Annotated in this window: 16 protein-coding genes; 10 read left to right on the forward strand and 6 right to left on the reverse strand. The window is 63.6% G+C overall.

Translation table 11 applies throughout. The features are described 5' to 3' along the window. The first annotated feature begins 1 nt into the window (after position 1). On the forward strand, positions 2 to 634 hold the full coding sequence (locus tag BM075_RS14805; RefSeq protein ID WP_093361477.1) for an RNA-binding protein: 633 nt from the start codon (positions 2 to 4) through the stop codon (positions 632 to 634). Continuing rightward, positions 631 to 3,147, forward strand: a complete 2,517-nt coding sequence (infB, locus tag BM075_RS14810; protein ID WP_093361478.1) for a translation initiation factor IF-2 — start codon at positions 631 to 633, stop codon at positions 3,145 to 3,147. Before BM075_RS14805 ends, infB begins: the two co-directional genes overlap by 4 nt. 97 nt (positions 3,148 to 3,244) lie before the next feature. On the opposite strand, the gene BM075_RS24455 is transcribed toward infB, so the two are convergent. From BM075_RS24455 to BM075_RS14825, 4 genes are all read right to left on the reverse strand, one after another. Continuing rightward, the gene (locus BM075_RS24455) at positions 3,245 to 3,385 is read right to left on the reverse strand and encodes a hypothetical protein (protein ID WP_177208364.1); all 141 of its coding nucleotides are present in this window, start codon (positions 3,383 to 3,385) and stop codon (positions 3,245 to 3,247) included. Positions 3,386 to 3,526: 141 nt separating this feature from the next. After that, entirely contained in the window at positions 3,527 to 3,925 is a 399-nt protein-coding gene (locus BM075_RS14815) for a (deoxy)nucleoside triphosphate pyrophosphohydrolase (RefSeq protein ID WP_093361479.1), read from the reverse strand. Further along, positions 3,922 to 5,169 (reverse strand): bifunctional glutamate N-acetyltransferase/amino-acid acetyltransferase ArgJ, encoded by a 1,248-nt coding sequence (gene argJ / locus BM075_RS14820; protein WP_093361480.1) that lies wholly within the window; start codon positions 5,167 to 5,169, stop codon positions 3,922 to 3,924. Before argJ ends, BM075_RS14815 begins: the two co-directional genes overlap by 4 nt. 21 nt (positions 5,170 to 5,190) lie before the next feature. Beyond that, positions 5,191 to 6,060: a peptidylprolyl isomerase gene (locus BM075_RS14825; protein WP_093361481.1), complete on the reverse strand. Its 870-nt coding sequence runs from the start codon at positions 6,058 to 6,060 to the stop codon at positions 5,191 to 5,193. 174 nt (positions 6,061 to 6,234) lie between these two features. Between BM075_RS14825 and secA the strand changes: the two genes are divergently transcribed. The 8 genes from secA (at position 6,235) to BM075_RS14865 (ending at position 14,183) form a co-directional block, all read left to right on the forward strand. Further along, on the forward strand, positions 6,235 to 8,973 hold the full coding sequence (gene secA, locus BM075_RS14830; protein ID WP_093361482.1) for a preprotein translocase subunit SecA: 2,739 nt from the start codon (positions 6,235 to 6,237) through the stop codon (positions 8,971 to 8,973). Positions 8,974 to 9,146: 173 nt separating this feature from the next. Further along, complete coding sequence (locus BM075_RS14835) at positions 9,147 to 10,163, forward strand: hypothetical protein (RefSeq protein ID WP_093361483.1); 1,017 nt, start codon at positions 9,147 to 9,149, stop codon at positions 10,161 to 10,163. Between the two features lie 94 nt (positions 10,164 to 10,257). Continuing rightward, the gene (locus BM075_RS14840) at positions 10,258 to 10,869 is read left to right on the forward strand and encodes a ribonuclease D (RefSeq protein ID WP_093361484.1); all 612 of its coding nucleotides are present in this window, start codon (positions 10,258 to 10,260) and stop codon (positions 10,867 to 10,869) included. Continuing rightward, a complete protein-coding gene (gene lptC / locus BM075_RS14845) occupies positions 10,859 to 11,485 on the forward strand; it encodes an LPS export ABC transporter periplasmic protein LptC (protein ID WP_177208365.1) in 627 nt (208 codons plus the stop codon). Before BM075_RS14840 ends, lptC begins: the two co-directional genes overlap by 11 nt. Positions 11,486 to 11,494: 9 nt before the next feature. Beyond that, on the forward strand, positions 11,495 to 12,007 hold the full coding sequence (locus BM075_RS14850; RefSeq protein ID WP_245758860.1) for an LptA/OstA family protein: 513 nt from the start codon (positions 11,495 to 11,497) through the stop codon (positions 12,005 to 12,007). Next, positions 12,004 to 12,768 carry an LPS export ABC transporter ATP-binding protein gene (gene lptB / locus BM075_RS14855; RefSeq protein ID WP_093361486.1) on the forward strand — a complete coding sequence of 255 codons (765 nt, stop codon included), beginning with the start codon at positions 12,004 to 12,006 and terminating at the stop codon, positions 12,766 to 12,768. Before BM075_RS14850 ends, lptB begins: the two co-directional genes overlap by 4 nt. A gap of 337 nt (positions 12,769 to 13,105) precedes the next feature. Continuing rightward, a complete protein-coding gene (hpf, locus tag BM075_RS14860; RefSeq protein WP_093361487.1) occupies positions 13,106 to 13,684 on the forward strand; it encodes a ribosome hibernation-promoting factor, HPF/YfiA family in 579 nt (192 codons plus the stop codon). A 37-nt stretch (positions 13,685 to 13,721) separates the two neighbouring features. Continuing rightward, positions 13,722 to 14,183: a PTS sugar transporter subunit IIA gene (locus BM075_RS14865; RefSeq protein WP_093361488.1), complete on the forward strand. Its 462-nt coding sequence runs from the start codon at positions 13,722 to 13,724 to the stop codon at positions 14,181 to 14,183. Between the two features lie 293 nt (positions 14,184 to 14,476). On the opposite strand, the gene BM075_RS14870 is transcribed toward BM075_RS14865, so the two are convergent. Beyond that, complete coding sequence (locus BM075_RS14870; RefSeq protein WP_093361489.1) at positions 14,477 to 16,177, reverse strand: DUF5927 domain-containing protein; 1,701 nt, start codon at positions 16,175 to 16,177, stop codon at positions 14,477 to 14,479. Beyond that, complete coding sequence (locus BM075_RS14875; RefSeq protein ID WP_093361490.1) at positions 16,174 to 17,157, reverse strand: glycosyltransferase family 2 protein; 984 nt, start codon at positions 17,155 to 17,157, stop codon at positions 16,174 to 16,176. The genes BM075_RS14870 and BM075_RS14875 overlap by 4 nt, the downstream gene beginning before the upstream one ends. Positions 17,158 to 17,521 lie beyond the last annotated feature (364 nt).

A 17,521-nucleotide genomic window follows, 5' to 3' on the forward strand; every position in this document is an offset into this window, starting at 1 on the left:
CTTGGGGCGCGGCGGAACGATCGAGACGCGGGACGGAGCCGAGCGGCGATGCATCGCGACCGGCGCCGTCGGGCCGAAGGCCGGGATGATCCGCTTCGTGGTTGGTCCGGCAGACGAGGTCGTGCCGGACCTGGCGGGAAAGCTGCCCGGGCGCGGAATATGGGTCACGGCGGATCGGGATGCGCTCGACCTCGCCATCCGGAAGCGCCTCTTCAGCCGCGGGGCAAAGCGGCAGGTCAGCGTGCCGGAGGGACTGGCGGCGGCTGTCGAAGCGGGGTTGGCCCGGCGGGTGACGGATCTGCTGTCACTGGCCCGGAAGGCGGGGCTGGCGATTGCGGGCTACGAAAAGGTCCGCGCGATGATTCAGGCGGGCGAGGCGGTTGTGTTGCTTCAGGCATCCGACGGTTCGCCCCGGGGAAAGAGCAAATTACGCCTGCCCGAGGGGGAAGGTGTTACTTTCGATTGTCTGACGGCCGATGAAATCGGTTTGTCCTTCGGTCGAGACCATGTAATACACGCGGCGCTGTGTGCCGGCGGACTCACGACTCGTGTCGTGGAGGAAACCACACGGCTATCCGGCCTGCGTGGCGATATCGGGGCAACCGGTCCCGGAAAGGACGATGGAATCGCATGAGCGACAATGACACCAAAAAGACCTTGGGCCTGAAGGGCGGCACACGCTCTGGCTCCGTGAAGCAGAGTTTCAGCCACGGGCGGACGAAGAACGTCGTGGTCGAGACGAAGCGCAAGCGGGTCGTGGTGCCGAAGCCCGGGTCCGCGAAGTCCGGCGGCGGCGGTGCCGCTTCGGCCGATCCGTCGCGCCGTCCGGCCGGGATTTCCGATGCCGAAATGGACCGCCGCCTGAAGGCGCTTCAGGCCGCCAAAGCCCGCGAGGCCGATGAGGCCAAGGAACGGGAAGAGGAAGAAAAGCGTCGCGAAGAAGAACGCGAACGCCGCCGCGCCGAGGTTGAAGCCAAGGAACGCGAGGATCGCGAACGCGAGGAAGCGCTCAAGGCGAAGGCCGAGGAAGACGAGCGCCAGAAGCGCGAGGCCGAGGAATCCGCCAAGCGCGAGCGGGAGGAAAAGGCAGCGCAGAAGGCCGAGGCCTCCAAGCCGACCGCGGCGGCAGCGGCCGAAGAGTCGCCCGCCCCGCAGAAAACCTTCACCAAGCCGGATGCGCCGTCCCGCAAGGGCGACCGCGACGACCGCCAGCGCGACACGCGTGGCAAGGGCCGCGACGACAACCGCCGTTCCGGCAAGCTGACCCTCAACCAGGCTCTCTCTGGCGAGGGTGGAGGCCGGCAGCGGTCGCTTGCCGCGATGAAGCGCAAGCAGGAGCGTGCCCGGCAAAAGGCCATGGGCGGCGGCGAGAACCGCGAGAAGGTCGTGCGCGACGTTCAGGTGCCTGAGACGATCGTGGTCAGCGAACTGGCCAACAGGATGGCCGAACGTGTGGCCGACGTCGTCAAGGCGCTCATGCAGAACGGCATGATGGTTACGCAAAACCAGTCCATCGACGCGGACACGGCGGAGCTGATCGTCGAGGAATTCGGCCACAAGGTCGTCCGTGTGTCGGACGCCGACGTGGAGCAGGTCATCGACACGGTCGAGGACAAGGATGAGGACCTTCAGTCCCGTCCGCCGGTCGTCACCGTCATGGGCCACGTCGACCACGGCAAGACCTCGCTGTTGGACGCCATTCGCCACGCCAAGGTCGTCTCCGGCGAAGCGGGCGGGATTACGCAACACATCGGCGCCTATCAGGTGAAAACCGATGGCGGACAGTTGCTGACGTTCCTCGATACGCCCGGCCACGCGGCCTTTACGTCCATGCGGGCCCGCGGCGCTCAGGTGACGGATATCGTCGTTCTGGTCGTCGCCGCGGATGACGCGGTGATGCCGCAGACGGTCGAGGCGATCAACCATGCCAAGGCCGCCGGCGTGCCGATGATCGTGGCGATCAACAAGGTCGACAAACCCAACGCCGTTCCGGACAAGGTGCGGACCGACCTGCTCCAGCACGAAGTGATCGTGGAGCAGATGTCCGGTGAAGTTCAGGACGTGGAGGTTTCGGCCATCAGCGGCCAGGGCCTGGACGAACTGCTCGACGCGATTGCGCTGCAAGCGGAAATCCTGGAGCTGAAGGCTAACCCCGACCGCGCCGCCGCAGGCGCCGTGATCGAGGCGCAGCTCGATGTGGGCCGCGGCCCGGTCGCGACTGTGCTTGTTCAGAACGGCACGCTGCGTCAGGGCGATATCTTCGTCGTCGGCGAGCAGTGGGGCAAGGTCCGAGCGCTGGTCAACGACCAGGGCGAACGCGTCACCGAAGCCGGTCCGTCAGTTCCTGTAGAGGTGCTCGGCCTGAACGGCACGCCGGAGGCGGGCGACGTTCTTAACGTGGTCGAAACCGAAGCGCAGGCCCGTGAAATCGCGGAATACCGCGAGCAGGCGGCCAAAGAGAAACGCGCCGCCGCTGGCGCCGCGACGTCTCTGGAACAGCTTTTGGCGAAGGCCAAGGAAGACGAAAACGTCAAGGAACTGCCGGTGCTGGTGAAAGCCGACGTGCAGGGCTCTGCCGAGGCAATCGTGCAGGCGCTGGAGAAGGTGGGCAACGACGAGGTGCGGGTGCGCGTATTGCACTCCGCGGTCGGCGCCATCACCGAATCCGATATCGGCCTCGCCGAAGCGAGCGGTGCGCCAGTCATCGGCTTCAACGTCCGTGCGAACGCGCCTGCCCGTGCCGCCGCAAACCAGAAAGGCGTGGAAATCCGCTACTATTCGGTGATCTACGACTTGGTGGACGACGTGAAAGCGGCTGCATCGGGTCTGCTGTCTGCAGAGGTTCGGGAGAACTTCATCGGCTATGCCGAGATCAAGGAGGTCTTCAAGGTCTCCGGCGTCGGCAAGGTGGCGGGCTGCCTCGTCACCGAGGGCATTGCACGCCGCTCGGCCGGGGTGCGCCTGCTGCGGGACGACGTGGTGATCCACGAAGGCACGCTGAAGACGCTGAAGCGCTTCAAGGACGAGGTCAGCGAGGTCCAGTCCGGTCAGGAATGCGGTATGGCGTTCGAGAACTACGACGACATCCGCCAAGGCGACGTGATCGAAATCTTCGAGCGCGAGGAGGTCGAGCGCACGCTCGCCTGACCTCTTCGGACAGTTCGCACATGGAAAAGGGCGGCCTTTACTCGGGCCGCCCTTTTCCATTGTTCGCGCGTTTACGGTATCTGGCGGGTTTGACCCGTCAGGCAGCCTCTTTCTCGTTCACGGGATTACCTTTGAACAGCCGTTCACCGACGCGCACCAGAATGCGGCCGTCGGTCAGGTCCTGGACGAAAATCCCCTGGACTGAGATATGTTTGCTTACGGTGATTGTCCTGAGCATCGAGTGAATCCTCCTCCGCTTTGATTGGTTCCCTCTGCTCAACAGTATTTTCTTTAAATCGATTTTTCACTGTTAAATTTGTCACAGATGGGTGAAAACCGATGAAATATTAGGCATATAGCAAACGTGTCGCAGCGTAATCTACAGCCAGTCCCGTAGATGGGCGACGAGTGGAACGTCGGCGGGCGGCATCGGAAAGTCGCGCAGCCTCTCCGGCCTCACCCACCTGAGCGCCTGCCCCTCCCGCGATTCGGGAGTCCCCTGCCACTTGCGGCACGCGAAGAGCGGCATGAGGAGGTGAAAGTCCTCGTAGACGTGGCTGGCGAAGGTCAGCGGCGCGAGGCAGGAGGCCCAGGTGTCGATTCCCAGTTCCTCCTGAAGCTCCCGGATCAGCGCGGTTTCCGGCGTCTCACCTGGCTCCACCTTTCCGCCGGGAAACTCCCAGAGTCCGGCCATCGACTTGCCGTCGGGTCGTTGCGAGAGGAGGACGCGGCCATCCCTATCGATCAGGGCGACGGCCGACACCAGGACGGACTTCACGAACGATAGTCCGCGTTGATGGAAATGTACCCGTGCGTCAGATCGCAGGTCCAGGCGGTGAAGGCGCCGTGCCCCAGGCCCAGATCGACGCTCAGCACGAGTTCCGGCTGCTTCATGTAGGCCGCACCAGCCGCTTCGGTGTAGCTCTCGGCGACCCATCCGTTCTCGGCGACGAGAATATCGCCGAACCGGATGGTCAGCCGGTCGCGATCAGCCTCCGCACCGGATTTACCAACGGCCATCACGACTCGGCCCCAATTCGGGTCCTCGCCGGCGACGGCCGTCTTGACGAGCGGCGAGTTGGCGATGGACATGGCGATCGTCTTGGCTTGGGTGTCGTCTGCCGCGCCGGTCACCCGGATTTCGAGAAACTTAGAAGCCCCCTCGCCGTCTCGGACGACCTGCTGCGCGAGATCCAGCATGACGCCATGCAACGCGTCGGAAAAGGCGCGGCCCTCGAGGCTGTCGGCATCCTCGACCGTGACACCGCCCTGACCGGTTGCGGCCAGCATCAGCGAATCGGACGTAGAGGTATCGCCATCCACCGTGATGGCGTTGAATGTCACGCCCGTGTGGCCCGCGAGAAGCTTTTGGAGCAAAGGCTGCGGCACGGCAGCGTCGGTGAAGATGTATACCAGCATCGTCGCCATGTCCGGCGCGATCATGCCGGAGCCCTTGGCTATCCCGGCAATGCGGACCGTGCCGGAGGGGGTCTCCAGGACGGCACCGGCGCCCTTGGGGAACGTGTCCGTCGTGCGAATAGCCTGTGCTGCGGACTCCACGGCATCAGCGTCCAGACTGGAAACGAGCGCTTCGACCTTCGCTATGATGCGGTCGTGCGGAAGCCGCTCACCGATCACGCCGGTCGAAGCGGTGAACACACGCGACACGGGCACCCCCGCCGCGGCGGACACCGCATCGCAGATCTCACTGACCGAGCCGTCGCCTGCCTTACCGGTGAAGGCGTTGGAATTGCCGGAGTTGACGAGGATCGCCGCGCCGGCCTCCGGGTCCGCCCCTTCCGCGATCTTCGCCTGACAGTCCAGAACCGGCGCAGAGCGAGTGGCGGACCGGGTAAAGACACCGGCAACCGTGCTGCCCGGCGCGAGCCGGGCCAGCATCACGTCAGTTCGATCGGCGTAGCGGACGCCCGCCTCTGCGGTGGCGAACTCAACACCGGCGATGACCGGCAACTGGGGAAACCGCTCCGGCGCGAGCGGCGAGATGGCAAGCTTTCCGGCCATGGCACCCTCCGGTCGTTGGTATCAGTCGGCCACGAGGTCGAGATTGTTGATGGCCGCCGGATCGAAATCGATCTCAGGCTTCTCGACGTCCACTTCGGCCAGAACTTCGCGGACAGCTTCGTCGACGACCTTGTTCTGAATCTCCGTGGCAAGTTCTCCGCGAACCTCTTCCAGCGGCGGCGCTTCGGCAAGGCGCGTCTCGTTCAGCTTGATGATGTGCCAGCCGAACTGCGTCTGCACCGGGTCGGACACGTCGCCGGGTTCGAGCGTCATCGCGACTTCTTCGAATTCCGGCACCATCATGCCTTCGCTGAACCAGCCGAGGTCGCCCCCGTTGGGTCCGGACGGGCCCGTGGATTTCTCCTTGGCGACTTCCGCGAAATCGGCACCGCCGGCGATCTCTTCCTTGATCGCCTGGGCCTCTTCTTCGGTTTCGACGAGGATATGCGCGGCGTTGTATTCCGTCTTGGGCTCGGCATTGGCAAAACGGGCGTCGTAGGCCTCCTGCAGCGCTTCCTCCGTCACCGCGGCCTGCACCTTCTTGCCCAGGGCCTCACCCGCCAGAAGGCCGGAGGTCTGGTTGTCGATCTGAAGCTGCGTGGCCCGCGTGACCTCGCCGCCCAGCGACTGCGCGAGGGCTGTCTGCTGCACGAGCTGGTCCAGAACGCCTTCGAACAGCACGCTCGGTTCAAGCTGCTGATATTGCGCCGGCAGGGCATTGCGCGCCACGATCATGTGGCCCAACGTGATCTCCTGGCCGCCGACGGTTGCCACGACGGTATCAGCCGTCACCTCCTGCGTTTCCGGCGCGGCGTCCTGCGCCAGCACCGGCACGGCGGCGACGGCGGCAAGGATCAGCCCGGCGGCCCAGGATTTGTTTGTCATACGCATCGTGATTGGCTCCTGTTCAGCCGCGCTCCTCCGCGGCGTTGACACTGTAACGGCGCGCCCTTACATCCCGCGTTGTCCGGGAGGCGGACGGGCTCTTCGTTGGATGCTTGGTAACGATGCGCGGAGGGGCCTACAAGGCATCCTCTCACACGAATGCGTCAAGGCGGAGCACATATGCTGGGTATTGGAACGATCGCGAAAAAGGTCTTCGGCACGCCGAACGACCGAAAGATCAAGGCGACCCGACCCGTCATCGACCAGATCAATGCCCTTGAGCCGGAGTTCGAGAAACTCAGCGACGAGGAACTGATCGGCAAGACCCGGGAGTTTCAGGAACGCGCGCGGGGCGGCGAGGATCTGGACAAGATGCTTCCGGAAGCGTTCGCCAACTGCCGGGAGGCGGCGAAGCGCGCGCTCGGCCTGCGGGCGTTCGACGTGCAGCTCATGGGCGGTGTATTCCTCCACCAGGGCAATATCGCGGAAATGAAGACCGGTGAGGGCAAGACGCTTGTTGCCACCTTCCCGGCGTATCTGAATGCGCTGAGCGGCAAGGGCGTGCACATCGTCACCGTCAACGACTACCTCGCCCGGCGTGACGCGGAGTGGATGGGCAAGGTCTATGCCCAGCTCGGGATGACCACTGGCGTCGTCTACCCGCAGCAGCCCGAAGACGAGAAGCGCGTGGCCTACAAGGCCGACGTGACCTACGCCACGAACAACGAACTGGGCTTCGACTACCTGCGCGACAACATGAGGTCCGAGCTCAAGGACATCAACCAGCGCTACCATAACTTCGCCATCGTGGACGAGGTCGATTCGATTCTGGTCGACGAGGCGCGCACGCCACTCATCATCTCCGGCCCCAGCCAGGACCGCTCCGAGCTCTATCGTACCATCGACCGGATTATCCCCGAGCTTCAGGACGAGCACTACAAGCTCGACGAGAAGACGAAGAACGTCACCTACACCGACGAGGGCAACGAGTTCCTTGAGGAGTGGTTGCGCCGCTATGACATCCTTCCGGAAGGGCAGAACCTCTATGACCCGGAGAGCACGACCATCGTGCACCACGTCAACCAGGGGCTGAAGGCGCACAAGCTGTTCCAGAAGGACAAGGACTATATCGTCCGCAATGGCGAGATCGTCCTGATCGACGAGTTCACCGGGCGTATGATGCACGGGCGCCGGCTGAGCGACGGCCTGCACCAGGCGATCGAGGCCAAGGAAGACTGCGAGATCCAGCCCGAGAACGTGACGCTCGCCAGCGTGACCTTCCAGAACTACTTCCGCCTTTACGACAAGCTTGCCGGGATGACCGGCACGGCGGCGACAGAGGCCGAGGAATTCCAGGAGATCTACGGCCTCGGCGTTGTCGAGGTGCCGACCAACCTGCCGGTGGTGCGGGAGGACGATCACGACCAGGTCTATCGCACCGGGCGCGAGAAATTCGCCGCCGTCATCGAGGCGATCAAGGAAGCCCACGAGAAGGGGCAGCCGGTGCTGGTGGGCACGACCTCCATCGAGAAATCGGAAATTCTGAACCAGATGCTTCAGAAGGAGGGACTCCCTCACAACGTCCTGAACGCCCGCCAGCACGAGCAGGAAGCGCAGATCGTGGCGGACGCCGGCAAGCTGGGCGCGATCACCATCGCCACCAACATGGCCGGTCGCGGGACGGACATCAAACTGGGCGGCAACGTCGAGTTCAAGGTGATGGAGGCCATCGCCGCCAACGGGCACCGCGACCCGGAGGAGATCCGCGCCGAGATCGAAGCCCTTCACAAGGACGAGGAGGAGGCCGTAAAGGCCGCCGGCGGGCTGTTCGTTCTGGCGACCGAACGTCACGAGAGCCGCCGGATCGACAACCAGCTTCGTGGCCGTTCCGGCCGTCAGGGCGACCCTGGCCGGTCCTGCTTCTTCCTGAGCCTCGAGGATGATCTGATGCGCATCTTCGGCTCCGAGCGGCTCGACGCCATGCTCGGCAAGCTGGGCATGAAGGAAGGCGAAGCGATCATCCACCCGTGGGTGAACAAGTCTCTCGAGCGGGCGCAGGCGAAGGTCGAAGGGCGCAACTTCGACATCCGGAAGCAGCTTCTGAAGTTCGACGACGTGATGAACGATCAGCGGAAGGTGATCTTCGGCCAGCGGCGGGAGATCATGGAATCCAAGGATCTGTCCGAGATTGTTCAGGACATGCGCCACCAGGTGATCGACGATCTTGTCGATCAGTACATGCCCAAGAAGAGCTACGCCGACCAGTGGGAGACGGAAAAGCTCTATGCGGCCGCAATCGAGAATCTCGGGATCGATGTGCAGGTGATGGCCTGGGCGGAGGAAGAGGGCGTGGACGATGACGACGTCCGCGAACGCCTTTACAAGGCTTCGGACGAGTTCATGGCGCAGAAGGCGGCGGATTTCGGTGCCGAGAACATGCGCATGATCGAAAAGCAGATCCTGCTTCAGACCATCGACGGCAAGTGGCGCGAGCACCTGCTGACGTTGGAGCACCTGCGGTCCGTTGTCGGCTTCCGAGGCTATGCGCAGCGGGACCCGCTCAACGAGTACAAGAACGAGGCATTCCAGCTCTTCGAGGGTATGCTTGACAGCTTGCGGACCGACGTGAGCAAGAAGCTGTCTCAGGTTCGCCCGCTGAGCCAGGACGAACAGCAGGCCATGATGCAGCAGATGATGGCCCAGCAGAAGGCGGCGGACCAGGCAATCAAGGCGCAGGCCGACGCCGCGCCCGGCGCTACCGTGCCCCCCGCCCCTGCCGAGGTGCAGCCTTCCGAGTCCACCGAAGCGGTGGAGGGATTCGACGAGACCGATCCAACCACCTGGGGCAATCCGGGCCGGAACGATCCCTGCCCGTGCGGCTCCGGCAAGAAGTTCAAACACTGCCACGGGCGCTTCTGACACATCCACAAGATATCGCTGCCGGCGCACCATCTTGGGATGTTCTTAACGGTACCAGGCGACCCATTGATTTGCGGGTCGATCGAAGTGACTGATACAGGACAGGTCTTCGCCACGTCTGTGCCCAACTTCCTACCTAGGTTGTTAACAGACGCTGGAGCGTGGAGGCAGACATGAAGATGAATCGGCGCACGACCATGGCCGGCACGGTGTTCTTTGCGGCACTTGCCACCGGCTACGTGACAATCGACCCCGAAGCGCTGGCTTCGCGGTTCATGATGTCTTCTGCTGACGCCGGAGCGCAGGCCCTGCAGCCAATCCAGGCGGCCTCGGCGGAGACTGTCCCAGTCGCCTATGCCGAGGCGGTTCCTACGATGCCGGCCGAACCGGCAATCGTGACCCTGGAGCTGCCCGCACCTGAGATGTTCGGCGACCGGACACCCGCGGCGGACACCGGCGCAGGATCGGAGGCCGTGGCCGAGACCGATGCCTTCAGCCCCTTCGGCCTGCGGTGCAATACGACACTCAAGGCTGAACCCGGCCCGGCCGCGACCGTGCGGCTGCGGCTTAGCGCGCCGTGTCACGGTGGCGAGGTGGTCACCATCCGGCATGAAGGGCTGCACTTTACTGATGTGACGGGATCGGATGGGATCCTCACCGAGCTGATCCCCGCGCTTGCGAATGATGCGACGTTCGAAATCACGCTGGCCGACGGCACCAAGGTGCAGACCGCGCTGGAGGTTCCGAAGGCGGAATCCTATGAGCGGGTCGCGCTGCAATGGCAGGGAAAGGCCGGGCTGGAGCTTCATGCGTTCGAGTTTGGCGCGGGCTACGGCGACGCCGGACATGTCCATGCGACGGCCCCGTATTCGCCCGAACGCGCTGTGCGCCAGCGGGCCGGGTTCCTGACCCGCCTGGGCAGGGACACGATTCCCGGCGGCTGGGTGAGCGAGATCTATTCCTACCCGTCCGCAGGGGCCCGCGAACGTGGCGCGATCCGAATCTCCATCGAGGCCGAGATCACGGCAGCCAACTGCGGCAAGGCCGTGTCGGCCGAAACGCTTCTGCGCGACGCCGGGAGCCCCTTTGACACCCAGAGCCTGACGCTCTCCATTCCGGGCTGTGACGCGATCGGCCAGTTTCTCGTGCTGTCCGACAGCATGCCCGACCTGGCGTTCGCCGCGAACTGACCCGGCGACCTTCCGTCCGACCCGGGCGGTCGCCATTGAAATCGCGCCGCCGGGCTCGTATCTGGGCGCGTATCCAAGACACGAGGCCCGGCCAATGGCGATCCATCTCCACCAGAATGACCTTCCCGACGGGTTCGACCTTGGACCGCAGGTCGCCATCGACTGCGAGACCATGGGCCTGGACCCGCACCGGGACCGGCTCTGCCTCGTTCAGCTGTCCGGCGGAGACGGAAACGCCCACCTCGTACAGGTGGCGCGTGGGCAGACCGAGGCGCCGAATCTCTCAAGGATGCTGTCCGATCCGGACGTTCTGAAGCTGTTCCACTTCGGCCGCTTCGATATCGCTGCACTTTACAATGCCTTCGGCGCTCTCGCGACGCCGGTCTACTGCACCAAGATCGCCTCCAAGCTGGTGCGGACCTACACGGACCGGCACGGGCTCAAGAACCTGTGTCAGGAGCTGCTGGGGATCGACCTGTCCAAACAGCAACAGTCCAGCGATTGGGGCGCGGCGGAACTGACGCCGTCCCAGAAGGAATACGCGGCCTCTGACGTGCTCTATCTGCACCGCCTGATGGCTGCACTCGATGGTCGCCTGGAACGCGAGGGCCGGACGGACCTGGCGCGTGCCTGTTTCGATTTCCTGCCGACCCGCGCCAAACTCGACCTCGCCGGCTGGCCGGAGATCGACATTTTTGCCCACTGATCTCGTCATGGCCGCGCGCGACAACCTCCATTCTCGAGTCGTCGCCTGGCTCAAGGTCATTCTGCCGCTTGCGGCGCTCGCGCTGCTGTCGACCCTTTTTCTCGTCGCCCGATCCGGCCCCGACGCTAAGCTCCCTTTTTCACAGAAGGACCTTGAGGAGATGGCAAGCGAGCAGCGCGTGGAAGCGCCGGAGTTCGCGGGCCTGACGAAGGAGGGGCGCGCCATGAATATTTCAGCGCGCACCGCCACCCCGCGCGACACTGCGGGCCACGTAGTGGATGCGGTGGGAATCCGCGGTCAACTGGAAACGGGCGATGACAGCTCGATCCAACTCAGCGCCGACGAGGGGACCGTCTATTCCCTTAAGTCCCTCGCCCATCTCCAGGGCAACGTGCGGGTCAATACCTCCACGGGATATACCATCGACGCGGAGGAACTGAACGCCGCGCTGAATCGGACCGACGTGGAAACGCCCGGCCCCGTGACGGCCGAAGGGCCGCTTGGGCGGATCGATGCCGGACGCATGGTCGTGACCCAGATGGGCCAGGAACGAGACGACGTGACTCTGGTTTTCAAGGACGGGGTCAAACTGATATACCTGCCGCAAAATCAGTAAGGTGCTGCATTGTTTCTTCGGTCCCTGCCGTTTGCTACGGCGTTCCTCCTGCTTGCCGGCCCCCTGTTCGCGCAGGGCGCTTCCATCGGCTTCGGCAATTCCGACCACGACAGCTCGCTGCCGGTGGAGATCACCGCCGACCAGCTCGACGTGAACCAGACCGACGGGCGGGCCAAGTTCACCGGGAACGTGGTCGTGGGCCAGGGCGAGATGCGTCTGACCGGCGAGGTGGTCGACGTCGAATACGGGGACGCCGGGACAGGCACGACGGAGATCAAACGGCTTCATGCCACGGGTGGCGTGACGCTGGTGAATGGCTCCGAGGCCGCCGAAGGGCAGGAGGCTGTCTATACCATCGAGTCGGGCGAGGTCGTGATGACGGGCGACGTGCTTCTGACCCAGGGCGACAACGCCATGGCCGGCGAGAAACTGACGGTAAACCTGCAAACCGGCACCGGCGTGATGGAGGGACGCGTGCGCGTGGTGTTCCAGCCGCAGGAGCAGCAGGGAGCGGCGCAATGAGAGCGCGCGAGCGAGGTCTTTCACTGACACCGGGAACATCCGGCTTACAGGTCGTGCAGTTGCGCAAGAGCTATCGCCGCCGCCCAGTGATCCACGACGTCACGATGGAACTGCGCCGCGGTGAGGTCGTGGCGTTGCTCGGGCCGAACGGTTCGGGAAAGACCACGTGCTTTTACTCCATCGCGGGACTGGTGACCCCGGAATCCGGGCTCGTTCAGATAGACGGTCGGGATGTGACGACGCTGCCCATGTATCGGCGTGCACGATACGGCATCGGCTATCTGCCTCAGGAGGTCTCGATCTTCCGGGGAATGTCGGTCGAGGACAACATCATGGCGATTCTCGAGATCGCCGTGCGGGACCGGCACAAACGGCGGGAGCGACTGGAGGATCTGCTGTCCGAGTTCGGCATCGAACACCTGCGCCGCGCCTCTGCCCTGTCACTCTCCGGGGGCGAAAGGCGCCGGGTGGAGATTGCCCGCTGCCTCGCCGCCGAACCCCGCTACCTGCTGCTCGATGAGCCGTTCGCCGGCGTGGACCCGATCTCGGTCGGCGACATTCGGCAGCTCGTGATGGATCTGAAAAACCGGGGCATCGGGGTGCTGGTGACCGATCACAACGTGAGAGAGACGTTGGAAATTGTCGACCGCGCCTACATCCTGCACGACGGAAAGGTCCTGATGAGCGGGTCGGCGGAGGATGTCGTGCGCGACGAGAACGTGCGCCGCGTCTACCTGGGTCAGAACTTCCGAATTAGCTGAACGGAAGGCTGCGTCGCGTTACCACGCGGCAACGAGAGGCCATGGAAAGGGCCTCTTTGATACGGATCAAGGACATTTTGTGCCCTCCTGGGGTGCAATCGAGGGGCCGCATCGTTGCGCTTGATCGCGACGCGGCCGTTGACATCGGGGGTCGAACCGTCGCCAAATAAGAAAAATGCCCCATCATTCCGCCCTGACATTCGCGCTTTCCAAGTCTCGACGCCTCCGGGACGGTCGGCGCCGAGGAAAGCCACGGAGCACGCGCGTTTTCCACTTTTCTTTCGGGTACGCACTCAGCTAGCTGAGCGAACCCTTAACTCCAACCCAGGGAGGCGAAATGCGCTACCAGATCAGTGGTCACCAGATCGACGTCGGAGAATCCCTCACCAACCATGTCAAGACCGAGCTCGCCGACGCCGTAGCCAAGTATGCGGAGCGTCCGACGGACGCTCAGGTGATCTTTTCAAAGCGCGGCCACGAGTATCAGTGCGAGACGGTTGTTCACCTCTCTACGGGACTCAATGCCAAGGCGAGTGGCCGGGCGTCGGAGATCTACACCGCCTTCGATGACTGCTGCGAGAAACTGCAAAAGCAACTCCGCCGTTACAAACGCCGGCTGAAAGATCACTTCAAGGATCGCAAGGAGCCGGTTGAAGTCTTCGGAGCGGCCTCGTATATCCTCGCGGCGTCGGAGCACGACGCGGACGAGCAAGAACCGGAAACGCTGCAACCGATCATAATTGCAGAGATGGAAACCGACATTCCCAGCCTTTCCGTCGGCGAGGCCGTGATGCACATGGAACTAGCCGGAGCGCCGGTTCTCGTATTCCGCCCTGAGGGCAAATCGAGCGTCAACGTGGTCTACCGCCGCGAGGACGGCAACATCGGATGGATCGATCCGTCGGATCTCGGCTGATTCATCCTGATCGCAAGCTGGTGCGAGCGGAGGGACAATGGACCTTGCAAACATCCTGAAACCCGAGGCCGTGAAAGTGATCGCCGACGCGAGCAGCAAGAAACGGCTGTTCCAGCGGTTGGGAGAAGCGGCCGAGTCGGCTTATGGCCTCGATAGCGAGGCTGCGCTGGAGGCGCTACTCGAACGCGAAAGCCTCGGGCCGACAGGCGTGGGCGATGGCATCGCACTTCCGCATGCCCGGCTGAAGGATGCCAGCGAGGTCCGGGGGGTTTTCTTTCGCCTGGAGCGCCCGATCGATTTCGACTCGGTCGACCGCCAGCCCGTGGACCTCGTCTTTGCCCTGTTCGCGCCCGAAAATTCGGGCGTGGACCACCTCAAGGCGCTGGCGCTGATCTCGCGGACGATGCGCGACGCGGCCGTCTGCGGGAAACTCCGCGCCAACGACGACCCGACCACGCTCCATACGGTCCTGACGGCCGGGCAATCCCAAGCGGCCTGAGCGGTGCAGTGAACGGTTGATAACCCGGCGTTCCATCGCTCTTCGAGCCGCAAGACCGCGATTCTGCGGCCCCTCACAGTCGTTTCGCTACCTTCGTCGGAGATGTCGCGAGCCAGTGCGTAGGGCGGCTTTTAAGTCTGCCTGACGGGACACAGGGACTTGTCTGATCTGCGCGCGGAGGTGGAGCCACCCGTGTCGCGGATGATCGGGTTCTTGGCGAGGACTGTCGGCAAGCCAGTTCGATCCCGCCCGCATCCCGGCGAAGAAACGACGTCGTCGAAGCGTGCCGTGGACTATTTAACCACCAGGCGCCGAGGGCTGTCAGGGACTATTGGCGTCGGATCGCGCCCCACGGAAAATTCCCCGGCGAGGTGAATGGCCATGCCCTCGTTTTTCAGTTCTTGCAGGAATCGCCCGAACCCCGTCAGGTCGGTCAACCGTGGCGCTTCGGTCAGTCGTCGGGCGCCCCTTGGGCCGATCTCGTCAAGGATGCATTGCAGGTTGTCCATCGGGGCCTCGATGAACTCGGCGAGGGGCCAGATGCGAATGCGTGCCTTGGCCCAGTCCGCTCCCAGAATCCGCACGTGCTCCTGCTCGATCCGCTGCAAACGGGCGGCCTCCTTTCGGACGGCTTCCGGGGCCTCCTTCTGGCGAAACAGCCGGATCGCCCAGGTTCCCGTGATGACGGAGATCTGGGCATTCCGGTCGCCGGCGATGAAGTCGGTTATGTCTTGGTTGTCGGAAGGGCCGAACATGAAGCATTGGCGCTCGCCCCGCGTGTTCCAGACGAGATTCCTAAGAAACGCACACGGATTGTAATCCCGGATCGCCGCGCTGTCGCTGAGGCCGCCATTGAAGATCGCTTCACCGCCGGCAAATTCAGCGCACCCCGGCCCGTAGAGATGGCCGTGCACCCGATTCCCGGTTGTCTTGCTTAACCACGCCTCGAAGTCGTCGAACAGATCGTCAAACCCTTCGAATACGGAATAGGAGCCGGAGGATTCGCCGTTTTCCCGTTTCTGAAGCGGAAAGCGGCTTTGCATGTAGAGGCCGGGGCGTCCGCGCGTCCGGCGTTCGATCGCCTGGTTGAACAGCCGGTCGATCTTGCCCGGATCGGGCTCGGCGTTCTGCGTAACTCCGGGATCGTTCGACAGAAGGTTCGAATAGAGCCGCTCCGCCAGCGGCCAGATCTTCCGGGCCACAAAGCAATCCGACCGGCGAAGCAGTTGCAAATGATCGTCATAGAAAGTCTGTGACCTGCCCTGATAGTCGAGCTTGGACAACGTGAGCGATCGGCTTTCCACCCGCCAAGCATATTTCCGGACGAGCGTCTGAAAATAGCTCTGGTCGGGGGCCTGCACAGAGCGGAAGAAGTCTTCGTACTCCCTGCGCCGCGGGTCCTGCAATAAGGCCGACAAAGTGGAGCGCGTCAGACACCACCACGGCGAGCCCCGATGGGGCACAAGGCCCTCCGGCACCTGCCGGGTGCGGCCCGAGCGGCGCTGCAGGCGGACGACCCGGTCGAATAGGGAGCCTTGTTTCCTGGAGGAGAGAGGAGAGCGGAAGGTGAAGCGTTCCCGATCAAAGCCGCCCTTGGACCAGTCGACACTCTCGACAGTAGCCGACTCGATAAAGTCGGTGTGCGGGCGGCCGGCGAGATGCGTCTGCAATTCCGCGACCGGGCGCAGAGGCAGGCAGGCACCGGTCGCCAGATACACGTGGCGGACATCCGGGAAGGCGTCGAGCATCATCTCCGCCCCATCCATCGTCGCGGCGACGCTGTCCCAGCTTCCCCATTCGCACCGGCGGCGCGTTTCGACGAACTCCAAGGTCTCAAGGTCCGCCAAGTCCCTGCGGAACGCGTCGTAGCTGCGCTTCGTCACCTCGGCGTCCACGTGGATGACCACGGGGCACCCGCTTTCCGCCCAGTGGCGCGCCACCTGCGCGGCTCGCTCCAGCGCCGCGTCCACCAGCATGACGAACCCTACGGTCATGCCCAGTTCCCCTTGGACATCAGGCCCAGAATCTCCAGTTGCCGCCAGTTGATGTACTTTTCCGACCAACGGGTCCACAGCACCGGGCGATTGCGAAGCTGAGTGTCATTCGCACGGTTTTCGCGCCCCTGCCCGGAATACGCTTTGCGCTGAACGTCTCCCGCCGCCTTTCGTGCCAGCGTGCTGAGAAACTTCGCGTGCAGCAGCGCCCCGGATGTCATTTCCCCGCCCTGGTCGTCGTAGGTCACGTTCAGGGCGCGCGGCAAAAGCATGTGGGTGGATTGCAAGTAAACGTAGTCGCGTCGCCATTTCACGAGCGGGATCTTGTTGAGCGACGGCGCGGCGCCGGGTTTGTCCGGGAAGAAGACCCTGGCTCGCGGGCCGCCCTGAATCCAGAGGTTGTGGAACTCCGGATTGCGGGAGATGAAGTAGTTGCCGTTGTCGAACCAACTGGCAATCTCAAAGGGGTTCTGCCCCTCGCTGTAGGGTTCCGCGTCCACCGGCCCCCTGGGATACATGTCGATCAGCATCGCGGAGAAACTGCGCATGCCGCAGGTTTCAAGCCATCCTGTCAACGCCTGAATCGGGCGGGTATCGCAGTACGGATAAACGAAGAATTCGTCGGCGTCGACCACGAGCGTCCAGTGGCCGTGCCCGTACCTGTGTTGCAGTCGATTCAACCAGTCCACGCCGAACCGTGCGCCCCGGTAGCTCGCTGGTGTGGTCCAGAGTGAGACGTCGGGCTGCTCGGCGAGGTAGTCCCGTGAACCGTCGTCAGACGCGTTGTCGACCATCAGGAAATGGCCGATGCCCTGCGCTCGGTAGTAGTCGAGAAAATAGGGCAGCCGGACCCGTTCATTCCGAAGCGTGGTGAAGGCGAGTACGTCCTGCGGGCGGATTGCCTGCGTACGGTTCGTCACCGGTGTCAGATCTCGCCCCCGGCGCCAGGCACGCAACTGGTATCCATGACGCTTGAGCATGAGCCGATATGTCGAGGTCGCGCTCACCGGGCCGCCCACCCCATCGGGGACGCCGCGAACCTTTGTGCAACGGGGCTATGGCACCCTTTGCGAGCGCCTTGACGGTAGGGAACCGATCGGGATGGGAGCACGGTTTGCCTGTCTGCTCGTCTTGTTATTTGCGAACATCGTAAGCTGTGCGGGAACGTCGGTAAACAGCGACGTTCCAAAGCGCGATCTGGTCTGTTCCAAAATTGCCTTCGATTATTGTGCGAAGCAGACCGCCGAGAAGCGCGCAGCACGGCCATGATCCGTTAACGGCAGGTGTCACGGAGGGGCAGCGACGGTCTGACACGACCACTCTTACCAATAACGGTGACCCAGC

Origin of the sequence: Tropicimonas isoalkanivorans, from assembly GCF_900112335.1 — a bacterium.
GTDB lineage: Bacteria > Pseudomonadota > Alphaproteobacteria > Rhodobacterales > Rhodobacteraceae > Tropicimonas > Tropicimonas isoalkanivorans.

Bases quoted from the DNA above. Each gene is read 5' to 3' on its own strand.
- BM075_RS14840 (WP_093361484.1), top strand. From the start codon at position 10,258: ATGGCGATCCATCTCCACCAGAATGACCTTCCCGACGGGTTCGACCTT.
- BM075_RS24455 (WP_177208364.1), bottom strand. From the start codon at position 3,385: ATGCTCAGGACAATCACCGTAAGCAAACATATCTCAGTCCAGGGGATT.
- lptB (WP_093361486.1), top strand. From the start codon at position 12,004: ATGAGAGCGCGCGAGCGAGGTCTTTCACTGACACCGGGAACATCCGGC.
- hpf (WP_093361487.1), top strand. From the start codon at position 13,106: ATGCGCTACCAGATCAGTGGTCACCAGATCGACGTCGGAGAATCCCTC.
- BM075_RS14865 (WP_093361488.1), top strand. From the start codon at position 13,722: ATGGACCTTGCAAACATCCTGAAACCCGAGGCCGTGAAAGTGATCGCC.
- BM075_RS14835 (WP_093361483.1), top strand. From the start codon at position 9,147: ATGAAGATGAATCGGCGCACGACCATGGCCGGCACGGTGTTCTTTGCG.
- secA (WP_093361482.1), top strand. From the start codon at position 6,235: ATGCTGGGTATTGGAACGATCGCGAAAAAGGTCTTCGGCACGCCGAAC.
- BM075_RS14825 (WP_093361481.1), bottom strand. From the start codon at position 6,060: ATGCGTATGACAAACAAATCCTGGGCCGCCGGGCTGATCCTTGCCGCC.
- BM075_RS14870 (WP_093361489.1), bottom strand. From the start codon at position 16,177: ATGACCGTAGGGTTCGTCATGCTGGTGGACGCGGCGCTGGAGCGAGCC.
- infB (WP_093361478.1), top strand. From the start codon at position 631: ATGAGCGACAATGACACCAAAAAGACCTTGGGCCTGAAGGGCGGCACA.
- BM075_RS14875 (WP_093361490.1), bottom strand. From the start codon at position 17,157: ATGCTCAAGCGTCATGGATACCAGTTGCGTGCCTGGCGCCGGGGGCGA.
- argJ (WP_093361480.1), bottom strand. From the start codon at position 5,169: ATGGCCGGAAAGCTTGCCATCTCGCCGCTCGCGCCGGAGCGGTTTCCC.